The sequence below is a fragment of the Methylocella tundrae genome (assembly GCF_038024855.1).
GTDB classification, from domain to species: Bacteria; Pseudomonadota; Alphaproteobacteria; order Rhizobiales; family Beijerinckiaceae; genus Methylocapsa; species Methylocapsa tundrae.
Genome location: NZ_CP139089.1, coordinates 729,173 through 747,420 on the forward strand (window position 1 = coordinate 729,173; position 18,248 = coordinate 747,420).

General features: G+C 62.4%; 13 protein-coding genes. 2 read left to right on the plus strand and 11 right to left on the minus strand.

Going from position 1 to position 18,248, the window contains the following annotated elements; genetic code table 11:
* Positions 1–50: 50 nt before the first annotated feature.
* The 4 genes from SIN04_RS05920 to SIN04_RS05935 form a co-directional block, all read right to left on the minus strand.
* Complete coding sequence (locus tag SIN04_RS05920; protein ID WP_134487218.1) at positions 51–950, minus strand: LysR family transcriptional regulator; 900 nt, start codon at positions 948–950, stop codon at positions 51–53.
* Positions 947–2,422, minus strand: coding sequence for a glycoside hydrolase family 15 protein (locus SIN04_RS05925; RefSeq protein ID WP_134487221.1), 1,476 nt, complete (start codon positions 2,420–2,422; stop codon positions 947–949). The genes SIN04_RS05920 and SIN04_RS05925 overlap by 4 nt, the downstream gene beginning before the upstream one ends.
* 1 nt (position 2,423) lies before the next feature.
* Positions 2,424–3,683, minus strand: a complete 1,260-nt coding sequence (locus SIN04_RS05930) for a glucoamylase family protein (protein ID WP_134487224.1) — start codon at positions 3,681–3,683, stop codon at positions 2,424–2,426.
* A 102-nt stretch (positions 3,684–3,785) separates the two neighbouring features.
* Entirely contained in the window at positions 3,786–5,606 is a 1,821-nt protein-coding gene (locus SIN04_RS05935) for an ABC transporter ATP-binding protein/permease (protein ID WP_134487227.1), read from the minus strand.
* A 295-nt stretch (positions 5,607–5,901) separates the two neighbouring features.
* Here SIN04_RS05935 and SIN04_RS05940 point away from each other — a divergent pair, with 295 nt between their 5' ends.
* A complete protein-coding gene (locus SIN04_RS05940) occupies positions 5,902–7,995 on the plus strand; it encodes a glycoside hydrolase family 3 N-terminal domain-containing protein (protein ID WP_341264291.1) in 2,094 nt (697 codons plus the stop codon).
* Positions 7,996–8,156: 161 nt separating this feature from the next.
* On the opposite strand, the gene SIN04_RS05945 is transcribed toward SIN04_RS05940, so the two are convergent.
* From SIN04_RS05945 to hemB, 7 genes are all read right to left on the minus strand, one after another.
* Positions 8,157–8,861 (minus strand): hypothetical protein, encoded by a 705-nt coding sequence (locus SIN04_RS05945; RefSeq protein ID WP_244605695.1) that lies wholly within the window; start codon positions 8,859–8,861, stop codon positions 8,157–8,159.
* Positions 8,862–8,873: 12 nt separating this feature from the next.
* Positions 8,874–9,623, minus strand: coding sequence for an SDR family NAD(P)-dependent oxidoreductase (locus tag SIN04_RS05950; RefSeq protein ID WP_134487230.1), 750 nt, complete (start codon positions 9,621–9,623; stop codon positions 8,874–8,876).
* 124 nt (positions 9,624–9,747) lie between these two features.
* Entirely contained in the window at positions 9,748–11,229 is a 1,482-nt protein-coding gene (gene purF / locus SIN04_RS05955; RefSeq protein ID WP_341264292.1) for an amidophosphoribosyltransferase, read from the minus strand.
* A gap of 259 nt (positions 11,230–11,488) precedes the next feature.
* Entirely contained in the window at positions 11,489–12,091 is a 603-nt protein-coding gene (locus SIN04_RS05960) for a CvpA family protein (RefSeq protein ID WP_134487233.1), read from the minus strand.
* A gap of 221 nt (positions 12,092–12,312) precedes the next feature.
* On the minus strand, positions 12,313–13,719 hold the full coding sequence (gene radA, locus SIN04_RS05965; RefSeq protein ID WP_134487236.1) for a DNA repair protein RadA: 1,407 nt from the start codon (positions 13,717–13,719) through the stop codon (positions 12,313–12,315).
* Positions 13,720–13,813: 94 nt separating this feature from the next.
* Positions 13,814–15,313 (minus strand): replicative DNA helicase, encoded by a 1,500-nt coding sequence (locus SIN04_RS05970; RefSeq protein WP_134487238.1) that lies wholly within the window; start codon positions 15,311–15,313, stop codon positions 13,814–13,816.
* A 710-nt stretch (positions 15,314–16,023) separates the two neighbouring features.
* The gene (hemB, locus tag SIN04_RS05975) at positions 16,024–17,112 is read right to left on the minus strand and encodes a porphobilinogen synthase (RefSeq protein WP_134487241.1); all 1,089 of its coding nucleotides are present in this window, start codon (positions 17,110–17,112) and stop codon (positions 16,024–16,026) included.
* Between the two features lie 137 nt (positions 17,113–17,249).
* Here hemB and SIN04_RS05980 point away from each other — a divergent pair, with 137 nt between their 5' ends.
* Complete coding sequence (locus SIN04_RS05980) at positions 17,250–18,242, plus strand: glutathione S-transferase family protein (RefSeq protein WP_134487244.1); 993 nt, start codon at positions 17,250–17,252, stop codon at positions 18,240–18,242.
* Positions 18,243–18,248: the final 6 nt, after the last annotated feature.

Genomic DNA, 18,248 nt, shown 5'->3' on the forward strand with positions numbered 1-18,248 from the left:
CGCCTGCGTATTGCAAAATCGCAAACGCGGCCTTTCAGCCGTTGATCGGATTAAATATCGACGCCTTCGGGCAGCGCCAGACGATTGGCTTCGGCGAGCAGGGCGCGCGAAAGCGGCGGCATCGGCTCGCGGCGCGGCAGCACCAGTCCGATCCTTTGCACCTCCTGCGGTTCGACAATGGGAATGGAACGCAATGGTTCGCTGAGGCCGAGCACGTCGGCGAAGGTTTCCGGAATGATGCTGGCCCATTCCCCGGTGCGCACATGGGCGGCAAGGACCACCATCGAATTTGATTCGAGCATTGGCGGGCCAGGCGGCTCGACGCTTCCCAGCATGCGGTCGATGATGCGGCGATTTTGCATGTCGGGCGTCAACAGGCAGAGAGGGATCTGCGCGACTTCTTTCCAGGTGACGGAGGAGCGGTCGCCGAGCGGACGATGCGCGGAGGTCAGCAATCGATAGCGCTCATAGTAGAGCGGCGCCGTGCGGATCTGTCCGAGCGGCTCATTGTCGAGATAGGTGAGCCCCGCGTCGATCTGAAGATCATCGAGCATCGAGAGAATTTGGCGCGAGGTCTCCGACAGAATGGTGAAGCGAACGGCGGGGTGCTTTTGCAGGAAGGGCAGGGTGAGCCTTTGGACCATGCCGAGCGCGGTCGGCACCGCGGCGATCGTGAGATGGCCGGTGAGCGATGTCCTCGGCGCGCGCATTTCCTGGCGCATCGCCCGCGCGTCGCTGACGATGCGCTTCGCCCATTCGAGCACGCGCTCGCCGTCCGCCGTCATTCCATGAAAGCGCGAACTGCGATTGACGAGCAACACGCCCAGCGTATCTTCGAGCTGCTTGATGCCGGCCGACAGCGTCGGCTGAGTGACGCCGCAGCTTTCCGCGGCGCGGCTGAAATTGCGCTCGCGCGAGAGGGCGAGCAGGAACTCGAGCTTTTCGATCATGCCGAGGGCTCCGTCCGCTCGAGCTTGCGCAGAGCCTCGCCTCTGGTCGCATAGGCGCTGATAAAAGCGGCATGGCTCCAGGCGAGAGACTTCGCCGAAGTCTGGGCGCCGGTCGTCTGGTCGAACTGTTCGGAGAGGTCGCCGCTCGAAGGCGTGAAGGCCGCTACCGTCGCCATGAACATATCTCCCCGCCGAAACAGCGTCTTGACCAGAGTTGAATGATGCGCGTCATCAAAATGACGGATCCCGAGCCGCCGGCAAATGTCGGAGCCGCGTCGACCCCATTCGAGAATGTCGGCGTCCGCCGCCGCCCCGGCCGCGCGAAAGTAGAATTCGGCGGCGCCTAGCGTTGAAAAATAATAGGCGCCGCCGCCGTAATAGGCGTCGCCCCGATAACGCCCCATCGCGGGCGCGCGATTTTGTATCGGCGGCTGATTGATCTTGTAGAGGCCGGCGAAAAGATCTTCCAGTTGCATCACGGTGGCGATGACGCGCGAGTCCAAAACGCTGTGGCTCCCCTGCTTGCGCCCGGAATGGATCACGGCGAGCAAGGTCGCTATGTCGAGATCCTTCTCGTGGCGAGCCGCGTTGGCGTTGGCGCCGATGCGGCTGCGGTGGAATCCCTGCTCCTCGCTCCAAAAATCATCCATGCTGACGGCGATCGCGTGCGCCTCGGCGCGGTATGCGCGGCCGAGCCCTGTTTCTCCCGCCGCCGCGATCCAGAGGCCGCCCTGTTCGAGGGCCTCGCATTGCACGAGCTGGGTGTAGTAGTGGCGGCCGAGTTCCTCCTCCCATATGTCGAAGGATGGCTGGCGCCACCGCTTCAAAGTGAAATCGAGATCGCGCGACAGGAGCTGCTTTGCAAGAGCGAGCGCCTCTGCGTCTTTCGCGGCAACCGAGGCGCAAAACCTGGTGACGGAAAGCGCGCGCAACGCCGGCCCATCGTGCTGGGGGCGCGACCATTTCAGAATGTCGAAAGCGCCGTCTGGATCGAACCTCGGCTCGCCGAGAACGCTGTCGCCGGTAAGCGCGATAAACTCGCTGTCTGGGCGCACATATTGCAGAAAGAAAGGCTCGACCTTCGCCCGGAAATCGCCGGCGCCTTTCAGGAAGTCGCGTCCGTCGAGCGTCGAGAGCGTAAGGCTGAAGCGCAGGAAATCCCTGAAATGGCCAAGGCCCTCAAGCTCGGTGACTTCGCCGCTCTCGATCAGGCTGCGCAGGGCGTCGACGATGACCGCCGAATCGCGCAGCCAGTGAAAGAAATAGTCCGGGTCTGGATCATAGGCGGCCATGACGGGCGAGGCCAGAATAGATCCTCTCGCAGGGCGAATAAAGCGGCCGAATCCGCGCCGCTCCTTGACGAGCTGAACCGCTGATATGGCGCTCATCATGGCTTTCGCCGAAAGGGGATATTGGCGCTCCATCCATCCCGTCAATTCCTGCCGCCAGGGCTCTTGCGCGAAAGCTTGCATGTCAGGCGCAGATATGCGGCGATTGGAAGCCAAGACGGCGCAGGCCTCTTTGGACATCGAGATCGCCCATGAACAAACGCCACATCAGGCCGCTGCGGAAATTCTCGATCATCACGACGATGGGGCCCTGATCGATGGCGAGATAGGTCTCGGCGCGCCAGCCATGCGTCTCGCTGAAGGCGTCGACGAAGCCGAAACGTCCCCAGATCCCTTCGCCAAGATCGTCGTGAAAATGGCGCATGGCGCGCATCGATTGCTGCGGGGCGTAGGCAAAACTCGAGAGCGCCGCTGTCGGTGAAATCACTCCATTGTCGTTGTCGGGCGCGTGCGCCATATAGCCCGACGGGTCGTCGCTCGCAGTCAATCCCCACGATGAGGGGCCATAGCCCTTGTGGCCGTTTGGGTTGCGCACGCAGTGTTCGTAATTGATCAGCGTATGCTGGACATTCTGTCGCCAGTAATCGGCGTAATCATCACGAAGGCCGCGCGGGTCGAGCCCGCAGAACGAATAATGCGCGAAGAACAACGGTCCGCCGAAATCGGGACCAAGCGGTAGCTCGAGATCATAGAAGCTGCGCCGGTTGATGAAGACGCGGCTCTGAGCGAAACCGCCGTGATAGGCGGCCGGATCGATGGTGTGGCGCGGCGAGGCGGCGGCGAGGACATAAGCGATGAGACATTCGTTCCAGCCCCTGATTTCCGCGTCGAGGGCAAAGCCATTGTTCGGGCTCCAATGCCATGTCAGCGCTTTGCGTCCGTCACGCGTGTGCCAGTTCCATTCAGCATCGCTCCACATCCAGGTGATGTGATCGCGAAGGCTTTTCTCGTCCGCACCATCTCCGTCGAAAAATTGCCGCGCGCACAAAAGGCCCTGAAAGAGAAAGGCCGTCTCGACGATGTCGGCGCCGTCATCCTTGCGGCCGAAGGGAATGGTCGCCCCGGTGCGCCCATTCATGAAATGCGGAAACAGACCATGATAGGAGGGCGTCCGTTCCAGAAAAGCGATCATCGCGTTAAGTCTTGCAACCGCTGCTTCGCGTTCGATCCAGCCGCGCGCGACGGCGACGATGATCGCCATGACGCCGAAGCCGGATCCTCCGATCGAGATCAGATCGTCGCTGGCGTCGGCGTTCAGCCCGGTGCGGTCGCGCGCAAGAAAACTGAGGGGATGAGCGCCTTCCCAGAAAAAGCGGAAGGTCTGCCTTTGCACGAGATCAAGCAGCGCCTCGTCTGAGAGGTTCGAAGATTGCGGGCGGGTCAAGGGCGTCTCCACGATCAAGGCCCGTTTGCCGCCACGGGTTCAGATGATGAGAGCATTTTTGGTTGAAGTTGCGTCAAGGAAATAGGGTGAAAACGCAAAGCGCTAATCAATGACATTGGCGTTCGCCCCAGCGTCGCACGTGGGCGTCGCCGCAACGCCCGGACTGAGGTGGGACGCAAGCGTTTCTCCATGTGGGTCTTCGATGAGGTGCAGGACGCGCGAGAAGAATCCCTTTTGCGTGTCGGGCCTGCCGATGTTGAGGACTGCCGTCCCGGCCAGTTCCGACGAAAAAAGGTCAAGCACGATGGCGCGCGTGTCCTCGTCGAGCGCGTCGAGCGCCTCGTTGATCAGAACCCAGCGCGGTTTGTGGAGCAGGAGACGGGCGAACTGAAGACTTTGCTGTTCATCGCTGCCGAGCTCACGTTCCCACCGGTGCGAATGATCGAGATCCGGCAACAAACGGGCGAGACCGATCCGCTGCAGCGCCGCGGCGAAGGCGCCCTCCTCGAAATTTTTGGCGGGCGAGGGATAGGCGATGGCCGCTCGCAAGGTTCCCGGCGGGAGATAGGGGCGGTTTGACAGGAACATCATGGCCTGTCCGACCGGCAGCGAAATGCGCCCGGAGCCCCACGGCCAGAGACCGGCGATCGCACTGAAGAAATTACTCCTTCCCGCGCCGGGTCTGGCGATGATCAAGATGCGCTCTCCCGGTTTGATCGTGACATGGCGCTCGCTTAGCCTGGTGCAGGTCTCGGGCGACGCCACGCGCAGATCGTCGAACTGCAGCTTCTCCTCTGTCGAGGGTACGATCTCGATGCGGCCGGCGCTATTGCCGAGCCGATCTATGTCGACGAGCGCCTGCCGAAAGGTGGCGACGCGCATCAAGGTCGCCTGCCAGTCCGCGATGGCGCTGAAATTGTCGACGAACCAGCGCAGCGCCTGCTGCACCTGATTGAAGGCGCCGACCACCATCATCAGGCCGCCGAGCGTGAGATCGCCGCTGAAAAATCCCGGCGCCGCGACGACGATCGGCGCGACAATTGCGAACCATCCGTAGCCGGCGGTGATCCAGGTCAGCCGCGTGACGCCGGTCACGAGCCGGCGCATGATGTCAAGGACAGGCTGCAACTCATTGTGCAGACGTTGCTTTTCATCCTCCTCGCCGCCGTAGAAAGCGATGGCGTCGTTGCGTTCATTGACGCGCACAAGAGCAAAACGCAGCTCTGCCTCGCGCCCATAACGCTCTGCGTTGAGCTGGATCAACGGATTTCCGACACGCCAGCTCATCCAGGACGCCGCGCCCGCGTAAATGAGCGCGGACCAGACCATATAGCCGGGGACTGCGATATGGAGGCCGAAAAGATTGAACCCGATGCCGTCCGACAAAATCCACAAGACGCCGATGAAGCTGGCAAGCAGAAGCGTCGACTGCAGCAGGCCGATGCCAAGATCGGTGGTCAGCTCGACGAGATGGCGCGCGTCCTCGTGAATGCGCTGATCCGGATTGACCCCAATTTCACCGGCGTTTGCGAGCCGGAACGCCCGCCTCGGCCCGAGCCAGAGATCAATGAGCTCGCGTGTCAGCCGCGCGCGCAATTTCAGTTTGGTGATCTGATTGAGCCAGATCTGGGCGACGTTCAAAATCAGAAGGCCGCTGGCGATCATCGCGAAAACCCAGAGCTGCTGCAGGAAACCGGAAAGGTCCTTGCGCGCGAGCGCATCATAAAAGGGATGGTTCCATGCGTTCAGCTTGATCTGGCCAAAAGCCGTGGCGCCGACAACAACGCAGAGCGCAAAGGCGAGAAGCAGGAATTGATTGCGCTCGGGCGACGCCCACAGGGCCCGCATCATCATCAGAAGCTGGGCGTCGAACCCGTGCTCACGGGTTTCGGTCGCGGGCGGCATATTTGCTGGTCTGGTCATCAAATCGCGATTTTCAGTGGCGGCTGGCTGCTAAAAAGCACCCCTTGATATGATTATGCAAATTCACAGAGTGGTGGCCGAATGCGAAGTTGGCTGTGCGTTCCGGCGCCTTCGATATTGCAAAGCTACGCCCCGGCCCTCGCTTTTTCATCAATCAGGATCGAAAATGCTCCCGGTTCGTAAGCGGTTTTTAAAAGTTTAGCACGATCGCGCTGACCGGCGCCCCGGCCAGCGTTCGTTCACCAGGGCGGCGCGGGGACCGGCTATCGACAGGATATCAAAACTTCTCGCGGCGATGACCCTCGAAGAAAAGGTTGGTCAGCTTAGCATGGCTGCCGGAGGCTATGCTGTAACTGGTCCGCTTCTCGGCGGAGACGTAACGGCCGACATTCGCGCCGGGCGCGTCGGGAGCCTCCTCAATCTCTGGGGCGCCGAGGTCATTTCGGCTGTTCAAAAAATGGCCATCGAGGAGACGAGGCTCGGAATCCCGCTCCTTGTCGGTTTTGACGTCCTGCACGGCCACCGCACCATCTTTCCCATTCCGCTCGCGGAAGCCGCGGCCTTCGACCCCGCGCTTTGGGCCGCGACGGCGCGCGCCTCGGCGGCGGAGGCCGCGCAAGACGGGATTTCGCTGGTTTTTGCGCCGATGCTCGATGTCGCGCGTGATCCGCGCTGGGGCCGCATCGCCGAAGGGGCAGGGGAAGATCCACTTGTCGCGGCGGAATTCGGCAAAGCCAAAGTTTTTGGTTTTCAGGGCGCGAATCTTGAGGAGCCTGGGGCCGTCGCCGCAACGGTGAAGCATTTTTGCGCTTATGGTGCGGCGCTGGCGGGCCGCGATTATGCCTCGGTCGACATTTCCGAGCGCACGCTGCATGAGGCGTATCTCCCGCCTTTCGCGGCGACGGTCGCCGCCGGCTGCGCCGCCGTGATGCCGGCCTTCATGGATCTTGCCGGCATTCCCATGACGGCGCATCGCCCCTTGCTGCGCGGCTGGCTGCGCGGAAAACAACGTTTCGACGGTGTAATCATTAGCGATTACAACGCGCTTGCCGAATTGATGCGCCATGGCGTTGCCGCCGATCTCGTGGACGCGGCCGCGCTGGCGCTGGTCGCGGGCGTCGACATCGACATGATGAGCGGGGCTTATCACAAAGGTCTTCCGCGAGCCATCGCCGAGGGGCGCGTCTCGATGGAGGAGATCGACGCCAGCGTGCGCCGCGTGTTGACGCTGAAGCAGCGCCTTGGGCTTTTCGACGCTGCTTGCCGCCAACGCAAAGCCGAAACTCCGAGCCCCGCGCCGGGGCCTCTGGCGCGCGAGGCCGCGCGGCGCGCGATCGTGCTTCTGACGAATAAGGGCGCGCTGCCGCTTCCGCCATCTTTGGAAAAAATCTCGGTCATAGGTCCGCTCGCCGACGCAAGACGGGAAATGGATGGGCCGTGGGCGGCGGCGGGCGATCGGGAGAAGCCCGTGGCCATTCTCGAAGGTCTGGCCGCCGCGCTGCCTGATGTTGAGATACGGTTCGCGGCCGGCGTCGGCATCGAGGGGGAGGATGATTCAGGAATCATTGGCGCTTTGGAGCTTTGCCGCGACGCCGACGTCATCGTGCTATGCGTTGGCGAAGCCGCCGCGATGAGCGGAGAGGCGGCCTCGCGCGCCGATCTTGGGCTGCCTGGGCGCCAGATGGAATTGGCGAAGGCGGCGCTTGATCTCGGCAAGCCCGTCGTCGCACTTTTATCCAGCGGGCGGCCCCTGACGGTTCCCTGGCTCTTCGAGCGAGCCGCTGCGGTCCTTGCGACGTGGTTTCTGGGTGTCGAAGCTGGAAACGCGATCGCCGATGTGCTGACGGGGCGCTTCAACCCCGTCGGCCGCCTGCCCGTCACCTGGCCCCGCGCCGTCGGGCAAATTCCGATTTTTCTCGGCCCGCGCCCGACGGGACGTCCTTTCGCCCCGAATGATTCTTACACGAGCAAATATCTCGACATTTCAGTTCGGCCGCAATTTTATTTCGGACACGGCCTGTCCTATAGCTGTTTTGCGATCAGCGATCTGCGCGCAAAAAGGCAAAGCTTCCGTTTCGACGAGACGGTCGAATTCACCGTCGAGATCGTCAATGAGGGACCACAAAGTGGCGAGGCGACGGTGTTTCTGTTCGCACGCGACGTGCTTGCATCGATCGCCCGGCCCCTGCTCGAACTTAAGGGATTCGCCAAGATCGCATTGTGCGCGGACGAAAAAGGATTGGTTTATTTTTCGCTGGCCGCTCGCGAACTGGGCTTTCCCGGCGCGGATTCCCAACCCTGTTTCGAGCCCGGCGCTTTCGAATTTTCTGCCGGATTCAGCGCCGAGCCGGAGGCTCTCGTCACGATCAGGCTTGAGGCTCTCCCTTGAGCGAAAAAGCGCTCGTCGGCGGGCGCCCCAATCCGGCGAGCGTCAACAGAACGGCGTCATTGAACGGCGTATGCGGTTCGCTTCCCAAAAATTTCGCAAGGCGCGCATGGCGCAGGCGCAGCGGCTCAGGCTCTCATTAATCATGTCGCAGAGGGTCTGGTTCAGGGCTGGGGCGGCTGAGGGAAAGCGAGGATTTCGCTAGTGTAGGTCTCGACCACTTCGCTAAATGGCGCGCCGTCGGGCAGCGTCAGCACGGCGCGATGTTCAAGCACGGCAGCTGGAATTTTCAGCGGCGATCCGCCTGAATCCGGCGCCGTGGCCGCCATCTCCCAGCCTTGCGGCAGCGGAGACCAGAGCAGTTTCGCCGAGAGCGTCCGGCGCTGAAAGTGCAACGGTTGCACGGCGCGCCCGAAGGCGATGTCGGTCGTCTCGAGCGCATGGTTCATTTCAGGCGTCAGCCTTGCGGGCACATACCAATTGTCGGCTTCGGACAGGACATGATCGCCGCAGGCGAGCCGCACCCTCCGATAACGGATAGGCTCGGCCTCGCCGACGCCGAGGAGTTGACGCTGCTCCCGCGTCGGCGGCTTTTCGACGCCCGTCATCCGCTCGGCGACAATATGGGCGGGCGAGGCCAAATGATGCGTTTCGCACCAGCGATCGAGGGTCAGCGTCGCGCTGTCATGGCTGAGCAAATCCGCGTTGAGGGTTTGCAGCAGAGCGAGAGCTTCGAGGCGGGCGCCGAAGCTGTCTGTCCAGGCCGGGGGAGGTTGGCCGTCCCCGCGCGCCGCTCCGAGGAGAATCAGGAGGGCGAAGCAAGCCGCCGGGATCAATTGAGCGCCAGAGCGCACCCGCAGTGTCTCCATAAACCGTCGCCCTTACGCAGGCGCCGTAAAACTCAGCACGCGATCTTGCGGAAAGTCATAGAGCTTGCCGGTCTCGGTCCAGTCCGGCGAACAAAGGGCGGCGACTTTCGGCGCGAAATCTTCCGGCGTGCGCAAAGTCATCGGGTCTTCGCCCGGCATCGCCTTTGCGCGCATGCGCGTGCGCAACGGCCCCGGATTGACGGCCATGACCTTGATCGCGGTGATGTTCATGGTTTCGACGGCGTATGTTCGCACCAAAGCATTGAGCGCGGCTTTCGAGACGGCATAGGCGCCCCAATAGGGCCGGAAATCAGCAGCATGGGCGACGCTGGAAGTCAGGAAGACCGCGCGGCCCGCGTCCGACGCGCGCAGCAGCGGGTCGAGCGACCGGATGAGCCGCCAGTTGGCGGTGACATTGACCGCCAAAACTTCGTCCCATTCTTTCGGCTCGATGTGGCCGAGGGGCGTTATTGAACCCAGAACGCCCGCGTTGCCGACGAGAATATCGAGCTTGCCCCAGCGGTCATAAATCGCCCGCCCGAGACGGTCGAGCGCGTCGAAATCCGTGATGTCGCAGGGCGTGAGCGTCGCTTCGCTCCCTTCGGCGCGGATGGCGTCGTCGAGATCCTCGAGCGCGCCCTGGGTGCGGGCGAGCGCGATGATATGCGCGCCGGCTCTGGCGAGTTCGAGCGCGAGGGCGCGGCCGACGCCACGGGACGCCCCGGTGACGAGGGCGATACGGCCTTGAAGGGAAACAGGCATGGAAGGCTTTGCGCTCGACGATGGATGGCTTGCGGAGGAACCTCTAGCGCGCTTCCGAGGCGAGCGGAAGCCGGGACTTGAAGCGCAGGACCGAAGGTTTGCTGAGGTTTTAGATCAAAGGGATCTAACTGGCTTCGGCGAGGAGAGAAAGCTGGCTTTTCGTCTCACCGGTGAGATCGGTAAGGTGGGTCGGATAATCGCCGGTGAAGCAATGGTCGGTGAATTGCGGCCGCAGCGGATCGCGGCCTTCTTCCCCCATCGCGCGGTAAGTGCCGTCGACTGAGAGGAAAGCCAGCGAATCGCAGCCGATGTAATCGCGCATTTCCTCCAGCGTATGGGTCGCGGCGAGGAGGTTTTCACGCACCGGCGTATCAATGCCGTAATAGTCGGGGTGAGTGATCGGCGGCGATGAAATTCTGAAATGCACTTCTTTGGCGCCGGCGTCGCGCATCATCTGCACGATCTTGACGGAAGTCGTGCCCCGTACGATCGAATCGTCGATCAGCACAATGCGCTTGCCTTCGACGACGGCGCGGTTGGCGCTGTGCTTGAGGCGCACGCCCAGTTCGCGCACGGTCTGGGTCGGCTGGATGAAGGTGCGCCCGACATAATGGTTGCGGATGATGCCGAGTTCAAAGGGAATGCCGGAGGATTGCGCATAGCCGATCGCGGCGGGCACGCCTGAATCCGGCACCGGCACCACGACGTCGGCCTCTACGCCCGATTCGCGCGCGAGTTCGGCGCCCATCGCCTTGCGCACATTGTAGACCGGCCGGCCATGCACGATTGAATCTGGACGGGCGAAATAGATGTATTCGAAAATGCAGGGGCGCATCGGGCGCGGCGGGAAGGGGCGCAGGCTTTCAATGCCTTCTTTCGAAATGACGACGATCTCGCCATTTTCGATATCGCGCACGAAGCGGGCGCCGATAATGTCGAGAGCGCAGGTTTCCGAGGCGAGAATATAGTTGCCGTCGAGTTCGCCGAGAACCAGAGGGCGGATGCCGAGCGGATCGCGAGCGCCGATCAGCATTGTATTCGAGAGAGCGACGAGCGCGTAGGATCCTTCGAGCGCGCGCAGGGCTTCGATGAAGCGCTCGACGATGCGCAGCCGGCGGCTGCGCGCCATCAGATGCAAAATGACTTCGGTGTCGGATGTCGACTGATAGATGGCGCCGGTCTGGACGAGATCACGCCGGAGGGTCAGTCCGTTGGTGAGATTGCCGTTGTGGGCGACCGCGAAGCCGCCGGAATTCAATTCGGCGAAGAGCGGCTGCACATTGCGCAGAATGGTCTCGCCGGTCGTCGAATAGCGCACATGGCCAATCGCAGCCTCGCCCGGCAGGCGGGCGATGGTCGAGGCTTTGGAGAAATGATCGCCAACGAGGCCGAGGCGGCGCTCAGAATTGTAGCGCTGCCCGTCAAAAGAGACGATGCCCGCCGCTTCCTGGCCGCGATGCTGCAAGGCGTGCAGTCCGAGCGCGGTGACGGCGGCGGCGTCCGGATGGCCGAAGATGCCAAAGACGCCACATTCCTCGCGGAGCCGATCGGCTTCGAGGTCTAGATCCGTCCAGCTGCTCGAACCAGAATGGGCTGCGTCATCCATAACCGTCTCCTGCCGCTCTCGACGAGCAGCTTGGCGTTCAAGCTATTGCTGGCGTGTTTCTGAACGTTGAGCCATGTCTCACAGACTCGAGCCGCGCCGACGCCACAAAAGTTACATAATGCAACTCACGCCATTCGTCGACCCTCCGCGGGAGCGATGATTGTCGCACCCCCGGCGTTTTCTCTTGAGAGAAGCGGATTCTTTCCTGTGCATAGCGGCTTCGCCTTGGCGCGCGCCAAACATGCTCGCGCCGCGAGGCTCAGGTCTTTTTCCCGCTCGGAGGCTTCGGAGTCGGAAGCGGCGCGGTTGGCGCGACGTCGCTGTCGGGCGCCGCCTCTTCGTTCGGGACGGCCTTCGGCTGCTTCAGCTTGGCGAGCAGGCCCTCGGGATCGTCGGGCAGCATCGCCATGAGTTGATCGCCGGTGACTTGCAGCAAGGGCCGCATGCGCGCTGTTCTGACCCATTCGGGCTGCGTCTTTTCAGGAACGAGCCAGTTGAAGAAGATGAAGGCGATGACGCAAAGGAGAAGACCGCGCACCGCTCCGAAGACGAAGCCAAGCGAGCGATCGAGCGCGCCGACTTTCGAATCGAGAATGGCGTCCGAAAACTTGATGGTGATCAGCGAGACCACGATCAGGGTCACGAAGAAAACGCCCGCGGCGGAAACGGCGAGCGCGATCACGTCCTTGGCGATGTATGGTTTCACATAAGGCAGCACCAGCGGATGCAGGTAGACCGCGGCCAACGCCGCAGCGCCCCATGAGGCGATGGCCAGCACCTCGCGGGTGAAGCCCCGCAGCATGGCGAGAAAGGCGGAAATCAGGATGACGACGATCAAGCCCAGATCGAGATAGGATGGCATTGTTGTTTGGCCCCTTGCGCCCAAATCCCATGTTTGATGCCGCGGGCGCGCGGAGCGCCGCTGCTATCGACTGACGTTGCCGGGTAGACCGGCGCCAAAACGAGCAAAAGACCACGATAGCGCCGAAAGCGTCGCGAATTTCTTATAGCGAGCCGATCGGCCCCAGTCACCCCGCAAAGAGAAGGCGCGAAGGCGAGGCCCTCCGCCAGCGTTATCGGAGGTCAGTCGCGCTGGCGCGCCGCCTCGCGCTTGCCGGCGCCGATTTCCGCCGCCAGTCCCGAGATGTGCTTGCACCCGCGCACGGCCAGATCTTTTGAAACGGCCTCGCCGCGCTCGCTTGGCCCATGCGGAATGGTGGCGCGGCAAAAGCCGAGTTTTGCCGCCTCTTTCAGCCGCGCGAGTCCATGCGCCACCGGCCGGATCGCGCCCGAGAGCGCGATTTCGCCGAAGAAAACCGAATCGGCGGACAGCGCTATGTTGCTCAAGGATGAAACCAGGGCGGCCGCCGCGGCAAGGTCGGCGGCCGGTTCGCCAACCCGCAATCCGCCCGCGACGGTGAGGTAAATGTCATATTGGCTGAGTTTCACGCCGGCGTGCGTTTCGAGAACGGCGACGATCATGGCAAGGCGCGAGGCGTCCCAGCCGACGACGGCGCGCCGCGGCGTGCCGAGGGAGCTTTGCGCCACCAGCGCCTGAAATTCGACAAGCAGGGGGCGCGAGCCTTCCATCCCCGCGAAGACGGCGGCTCCGGGCGCCGCGGCGTCCCGCGCTGAGAGAAAAAGGGCGGAGGGGTTGGCGACTTCCGCGAGGCCGCGTCCAGTCATCTCGAAGACGCCAATCTCATCAGTCGGGCCGAAGCGGTTCTTGACCGCGCGCAGCAGGCGAAGATCGCGGCCGCCTTCGCCTTCGAAGGAAAGAACGGCGTCGACCATGTGTTCGACCACGCGCGGGCCGGCGATCTGGCCGTCCTTGGTGACATGCCCGACAAGGATCACCGCCGCACCGGTCGTCTTGGCGAAGCGGATCAGCGCCTGAGCCGCGCCGCGCACCTGGCTCACCGTGCCCGGCGTCGATTCAACGAGGCTCGTCCACATGGTCTGGATCGAATCGATGACGACGAGGGAAGGGCGCTTGCCGCGGCTCAGCGTTGCAATGATGTCTTCGACGCTGGTTTCGGCGGCGAGTTCGACCGGACTTTTCGCAAGGCCAAGGCGCTGCGCCCGCAGACGCACCTGGTCGACAGCCTCTTCGCCCGAAATATAGACGACGCGCTGACCCTTGGCGGCCAGCGCCGCGCAGGCCTGAATGAGCAGCGTCGATTTGCCGATGCCGGGCTCGCCGCCGAGCAGAAGCACGGAGCCGGAGACAAAGCCGCCTCCCGTCACGCGGTCGAGTTCGCCGATGCCGGTCAAGATGCGCGGCGGCGCCGGGCGGTCCGTCTCGATCAGGCCTGAAAGCTCGAAAACCCGGCCCTTGCGCATGCCAATCGCCGCCTGCGCGCCAATGCCGGTCGCGGCGCTTTCTTCCGTGATCGTGTTCCATTCTCCACAGGCCTCGCAGCGGCCTTGCCAGCGCCCTGTGACGGCGCCGCAGTTCTGACAGACGAATGAGGCGTGCGGCTTCGCCATCAGCGCGCCTGTCTCAATATGGAGATCACAGAGTCTCTTTCATTTCCAATATGTTGGACCGGTAGTCCACAAGCGGGCGGAAATCGCGCGCCGCTCAGATATGGTCGGGCAAGGCGTCTTCGCGGGCGAGATTGGAGAAGCGCGTCATTTCCGCTTCAAAAGCAAGCTCGACGGTTCCGGTCGGGCCGTGGCGCTGCTTGCCGATGATGACCTCGGCCTTGCCGTGGACGTTCTCCATGTCGGTCTGCCACTTGATGAATTCCTCGGTGCCTTCGCGCGGCTGCTTGTTATTCAGATAATATTCCTCGCGATAAACGAACATCACGACGTCGGCGTCCTGCTCGATCGAACCCGATTCGCGAAGGTCGGAGAGTTGCGGGCGCTTGTCGTCGCGCGATTCGACCTGACGCGATAATTGCGAAAGGGCGATCACCGGCACGTTCATCTCCTTGGCCAGAGCCTTGAGGCCGGTGGTGATTTCGGTCACCTCCTGCACGCGGCTGTCACCCCTGCTTTTCGAGCCGCCGAGCAATTGCAGATAGTCGATGACCAGAACGTCGAGGCCGCGTTGGCGTTTCAAGCGGCGCGCCCGCGCGGTCAATTGCGCGATCGACAAGCCGCCGGTCTGGTCGATGTAAAAAGGGATCGACTGCATAAGCCGCGCGGCGTCCGCGATGCGATGGAATTCGGATTCGCTGATGTCGCCACGCCGGATCTTGTAAGACGCCACGGCGGCCTGTTCAGCGATGACGCGCGTCGCCAGCTGCTCGGCCGACATTTCAAGCGAGAAAAAGCCGACGATGCCGCCATTGATCGTCTCGGGCGTGCCGTCGGGGCGCGTCTGAAATTCATAGGCCTTGGCTATGTTGAAGGCGATGTTGGTCGCAAGCGCCGTCTTGCCCATGCCCGGCCGTCCGGCGACGATGATGAGATCGGAGGCCTGCAAGCCGCCCATTTTGTGGTCGAGATCGACAAGCCCGGTCGATATGCCGGAAAGATGCCCGTCGCGCTCAAAGGCTTTCGCCGCCATGTCGACGGCGATCGTCAAAGCGTCGGAAAAACGCTGGAAGCCGCCCTCATATCGGCCGGTCTCAGCGACCGAATACAGCTTGCGCTCGGCCTCCTCGATCTGCTCGCGCGGCGAAGCGGCGACGGGCGCGTCATAGGCCGCGTTGACGATGTCCTCGCCAATCAGGATGAGATCGCGGCGGATCGCCAGATCATGGATCGTGCGCCCGTAATCCTCTGCGTTGATGACCGTTGTCGCCTCGGCGGCGAGGCGTGCGAGATATTGCGGCACGCTCATGCCGCCAAGATCATGGTCGCCGAGGAAGGTTTTGAGCGTTATCGGCGAGGCGAGCTTGCCGGCCCGGATCAATTGCCCCGCGACGTCGAAAATGCGCCTGTGCACATCCTCGGAAAAATGCGCGGGCTTCAGAAAGTCGGAGACGCGATCGAAGGCGTCATTATTGACGAGGATCGCGCCGAGCAACGCCTGCTCGGCCTCGAGATTATGCGGGGCGAGCCGGTAGCCCGGCGCCTCGGCGCCCTGCCGCGCGCCGGACTTGCTGATCAGATTGTCGATGGCTGACATTCAGTCTTTCTTGCGAATCACTTCAAAGCCTTCACCATGCGGCTGGCCTACTTGCATGCCACGCATATTGGCCCGGCGCAAAAAACAACTCGATTCGCGCCCGCTATCCACATCGTCTGCGGGCGATGTGGAAGATGTTGTGGACGCTCCAGAGCATATTCCGATCAGATCGGTTCGACCTGATCGACAAGAATATGCTCAAGCTTTTGAATCTGGAGCGATTTCTGATCGATCGAATGACTCCATTCGATCGAAAAGCGCGCCAGGCGTCGGCTGACGCCGCCCATCCAAACAACGGCTTTTTAGCGGCGCCGACGCTCGCCGGCGCCCGTCTTCACTGCCGCAGGCTCGCCTACCATTCCTCATCCTGTTTGCCGCCGGGACATTCCTTCCTTTCGAGGCATTGGCATCGTCCAGTGCCTTGCTGGCAATTGGGTTTGCGGTTTGTCCCGCATGTATAGCTCGCGCCATCTTGACCGGTGTAGGGGCCTCCGCAAGCTCCTTCGGAATATCCGAAGTCGGCGGCCGCAAGAAAAGCAAGGCCTAGAAATCCATAGGCGACAGGGATGAAAACTCTAAGCATCGTCTCGGCGACCCGCGGGTTGCATGAAATTCCAAAAAAGCTGAATGGGGGAGCCCTTCCGCCGACGCGGGCCTCGCCTCCGGCGCTCCTCATCATGAGGGCTTTCGGGCGGCGGCCAAGAGTTGCCTCATCCGCCCCGCAGCAGCTTCGCGGCGCGTGGGGCGAAATAGGTTAAAACAGCGTCGGCGCCGGCCCGTTTGAAGGCGAGCAGGCTTTCCATCATCGCTTTGTCGCCGTCAAGCCAGCCATTGTTCACCGCTGCTTGAATCATCGCGTATTCGCCGGACACCTGATAGGCGAAGGTCGGCAGGCCGAATTTGTCTTTCACCCGGCAGATGATGTCGAGATAGGGCAGGCCCGGCTTCACCATCACGATGTCGGCGCCTTCCAGTATATCCTGCGCGACCTCGCGCAGCGCCTCGTTCGAATTCGCGGGGTCCATCTGATAGGTGCGCTTGTCGCCGATGAGCGTCGCCCTGGTGCCGATGGCGTCGCGGAATGGGCCATAGAAAGCCGACGCGTATTTGGCCGCATAGGCCAATATCTGCACGGAGTGAAAACCTTCGGCGTCGAGCGCCGCCCTGATCGCCCTGACGCGGCCATCCATCATGTCGGACGGCGCAATCATGTCGGCGCCCGCGCGGGCCTGATTCAGCGCCTGCTGCGCCAGCACCTCGACCGTCTCATCGTTCAGAATTTCCTCGCCGGCCATTAGCCCGTCATGGCCGTGGCTGGTATAGGGATCCAGCGCGACATCGGTGATAAGGCCAAGATCCGGCGTCGTTTCCTTGATCGCCCGCACGGCGCGGCAGACAAGGTTTTCGGGATTCAGCGCCTCGCTGCCGGTCTCGTCGCGCAGCGCCGGATCGGTATAGGGAAAAAGCGCGAGCGCTGGAATTCCCAAGGCCTGCGCCTCGCGCGCGGAATCGACGGCCGCGTCGATCGAAAGCCTGTCGACTCCTGGCAGAGAGGAAATCGGCTCGCGCAGATTGACGCCTTCGCAAACGAAGATCGGCCAGATCAGATCGGCGGGGGTCAAAACATTCTCGCGTACGAGACGACGCGCCCAATCGGCTTTGCGGTTCCGGCGCAGACGCAGCAGGGGTTCGCCGCGTGGCGCCGGCCGCGGCTGCGCTTCGGCGCTCGCAGGCGGCGCGAGCGCCAGCAGTTCGGTTGTCGGCTGACGTTTTGATTTTGGATTGAGCGGCCAAATCATGCAAAAATCTCCCGCGTCAGGCTCGGCTCGGACGCGATCGATGTGTAAGCTCAGCCATCCTTCATCGCAAGCCGCGGGCGCAGCTCTAGCCGCGGCCGCGACCCTATCGCGCATCCTCCAAATCAAAAAGGTGAATGATGGGACTGCTCGTCGACGGCGTATGGCGCGACCAATGGTATGACACGCAGAGCACGGGCGGGCGCTTCGAGCGCGACGCCGCCAAGTTCCGCAATTGGGTGACGCCGGATGGCGCGCCGGGGCAGAGCGGGGAGGGCGGCTTCAAGGCGGAGCCCGGCCGCTATCATCTTTACGCCGCCTATTTTTGTCCCTGGGCGCATCGGACATTGATTTTCCGCGAGCTGAAAGGCCTCGCGCCGATGATCGGACTGTCGATCGTCAACTGGCTGATGCGGGAGAACGGCATCACCTTTGCTCCGGGCGAGGGCGTCATCGGCGATCCGATCCATCACGCCAGCTTTCTGTACGAGGTCTATCGCGCCGCCGCGCCCCATTATTCCGGCCGCGTCACGGCGCCAGTCCTTTGGGACAAGGAAAAGCAGACGATCGTCTCGACCGAATCCTCCGAAATCATCCGTATGTTCAATTCCGCCTTCGACGGCGTGGGGGCGAAAGCCGGCGATTTTTACCCGGAGGATCTGCGCGGCGAAATCGACGCGCTCAACGCGCGCATTTATCCGACGGTCAACAATGGCGTCTACAGGGCCGGCTTTGCAACGACCCAAGCGGCCTATGAGGAAGCGATCGGACCCTTGTTCGACACGCTGGATTTTCTCGACGCCCGGCTCGCGGACTGCCGTTATCTCTGCGGCGACCGCATCACCGAAGCCGACATCAGGCTGCTGACGACCCTGCTGCGCTTCGACATCGTCTATGTCGGCCACTTCAAATGCAACGTCCGGCGCATCGCCGATTATGCAAACCTTTTCGGCTATGTCCGCGACCTTTATCAGACTGACGGCATCGCCGCGACTTTTCACCCGGACCACATCAAAGGGCATTATTATCAGAGCCATTTACAGATCAATCCGACCGGGATCGTTCCCGTTGGCCCAAGAATCGATTTTTCCGCGCCGCATGACCGCGCGCGCCTCACCAGCGGCCTCGCATGATTTCGC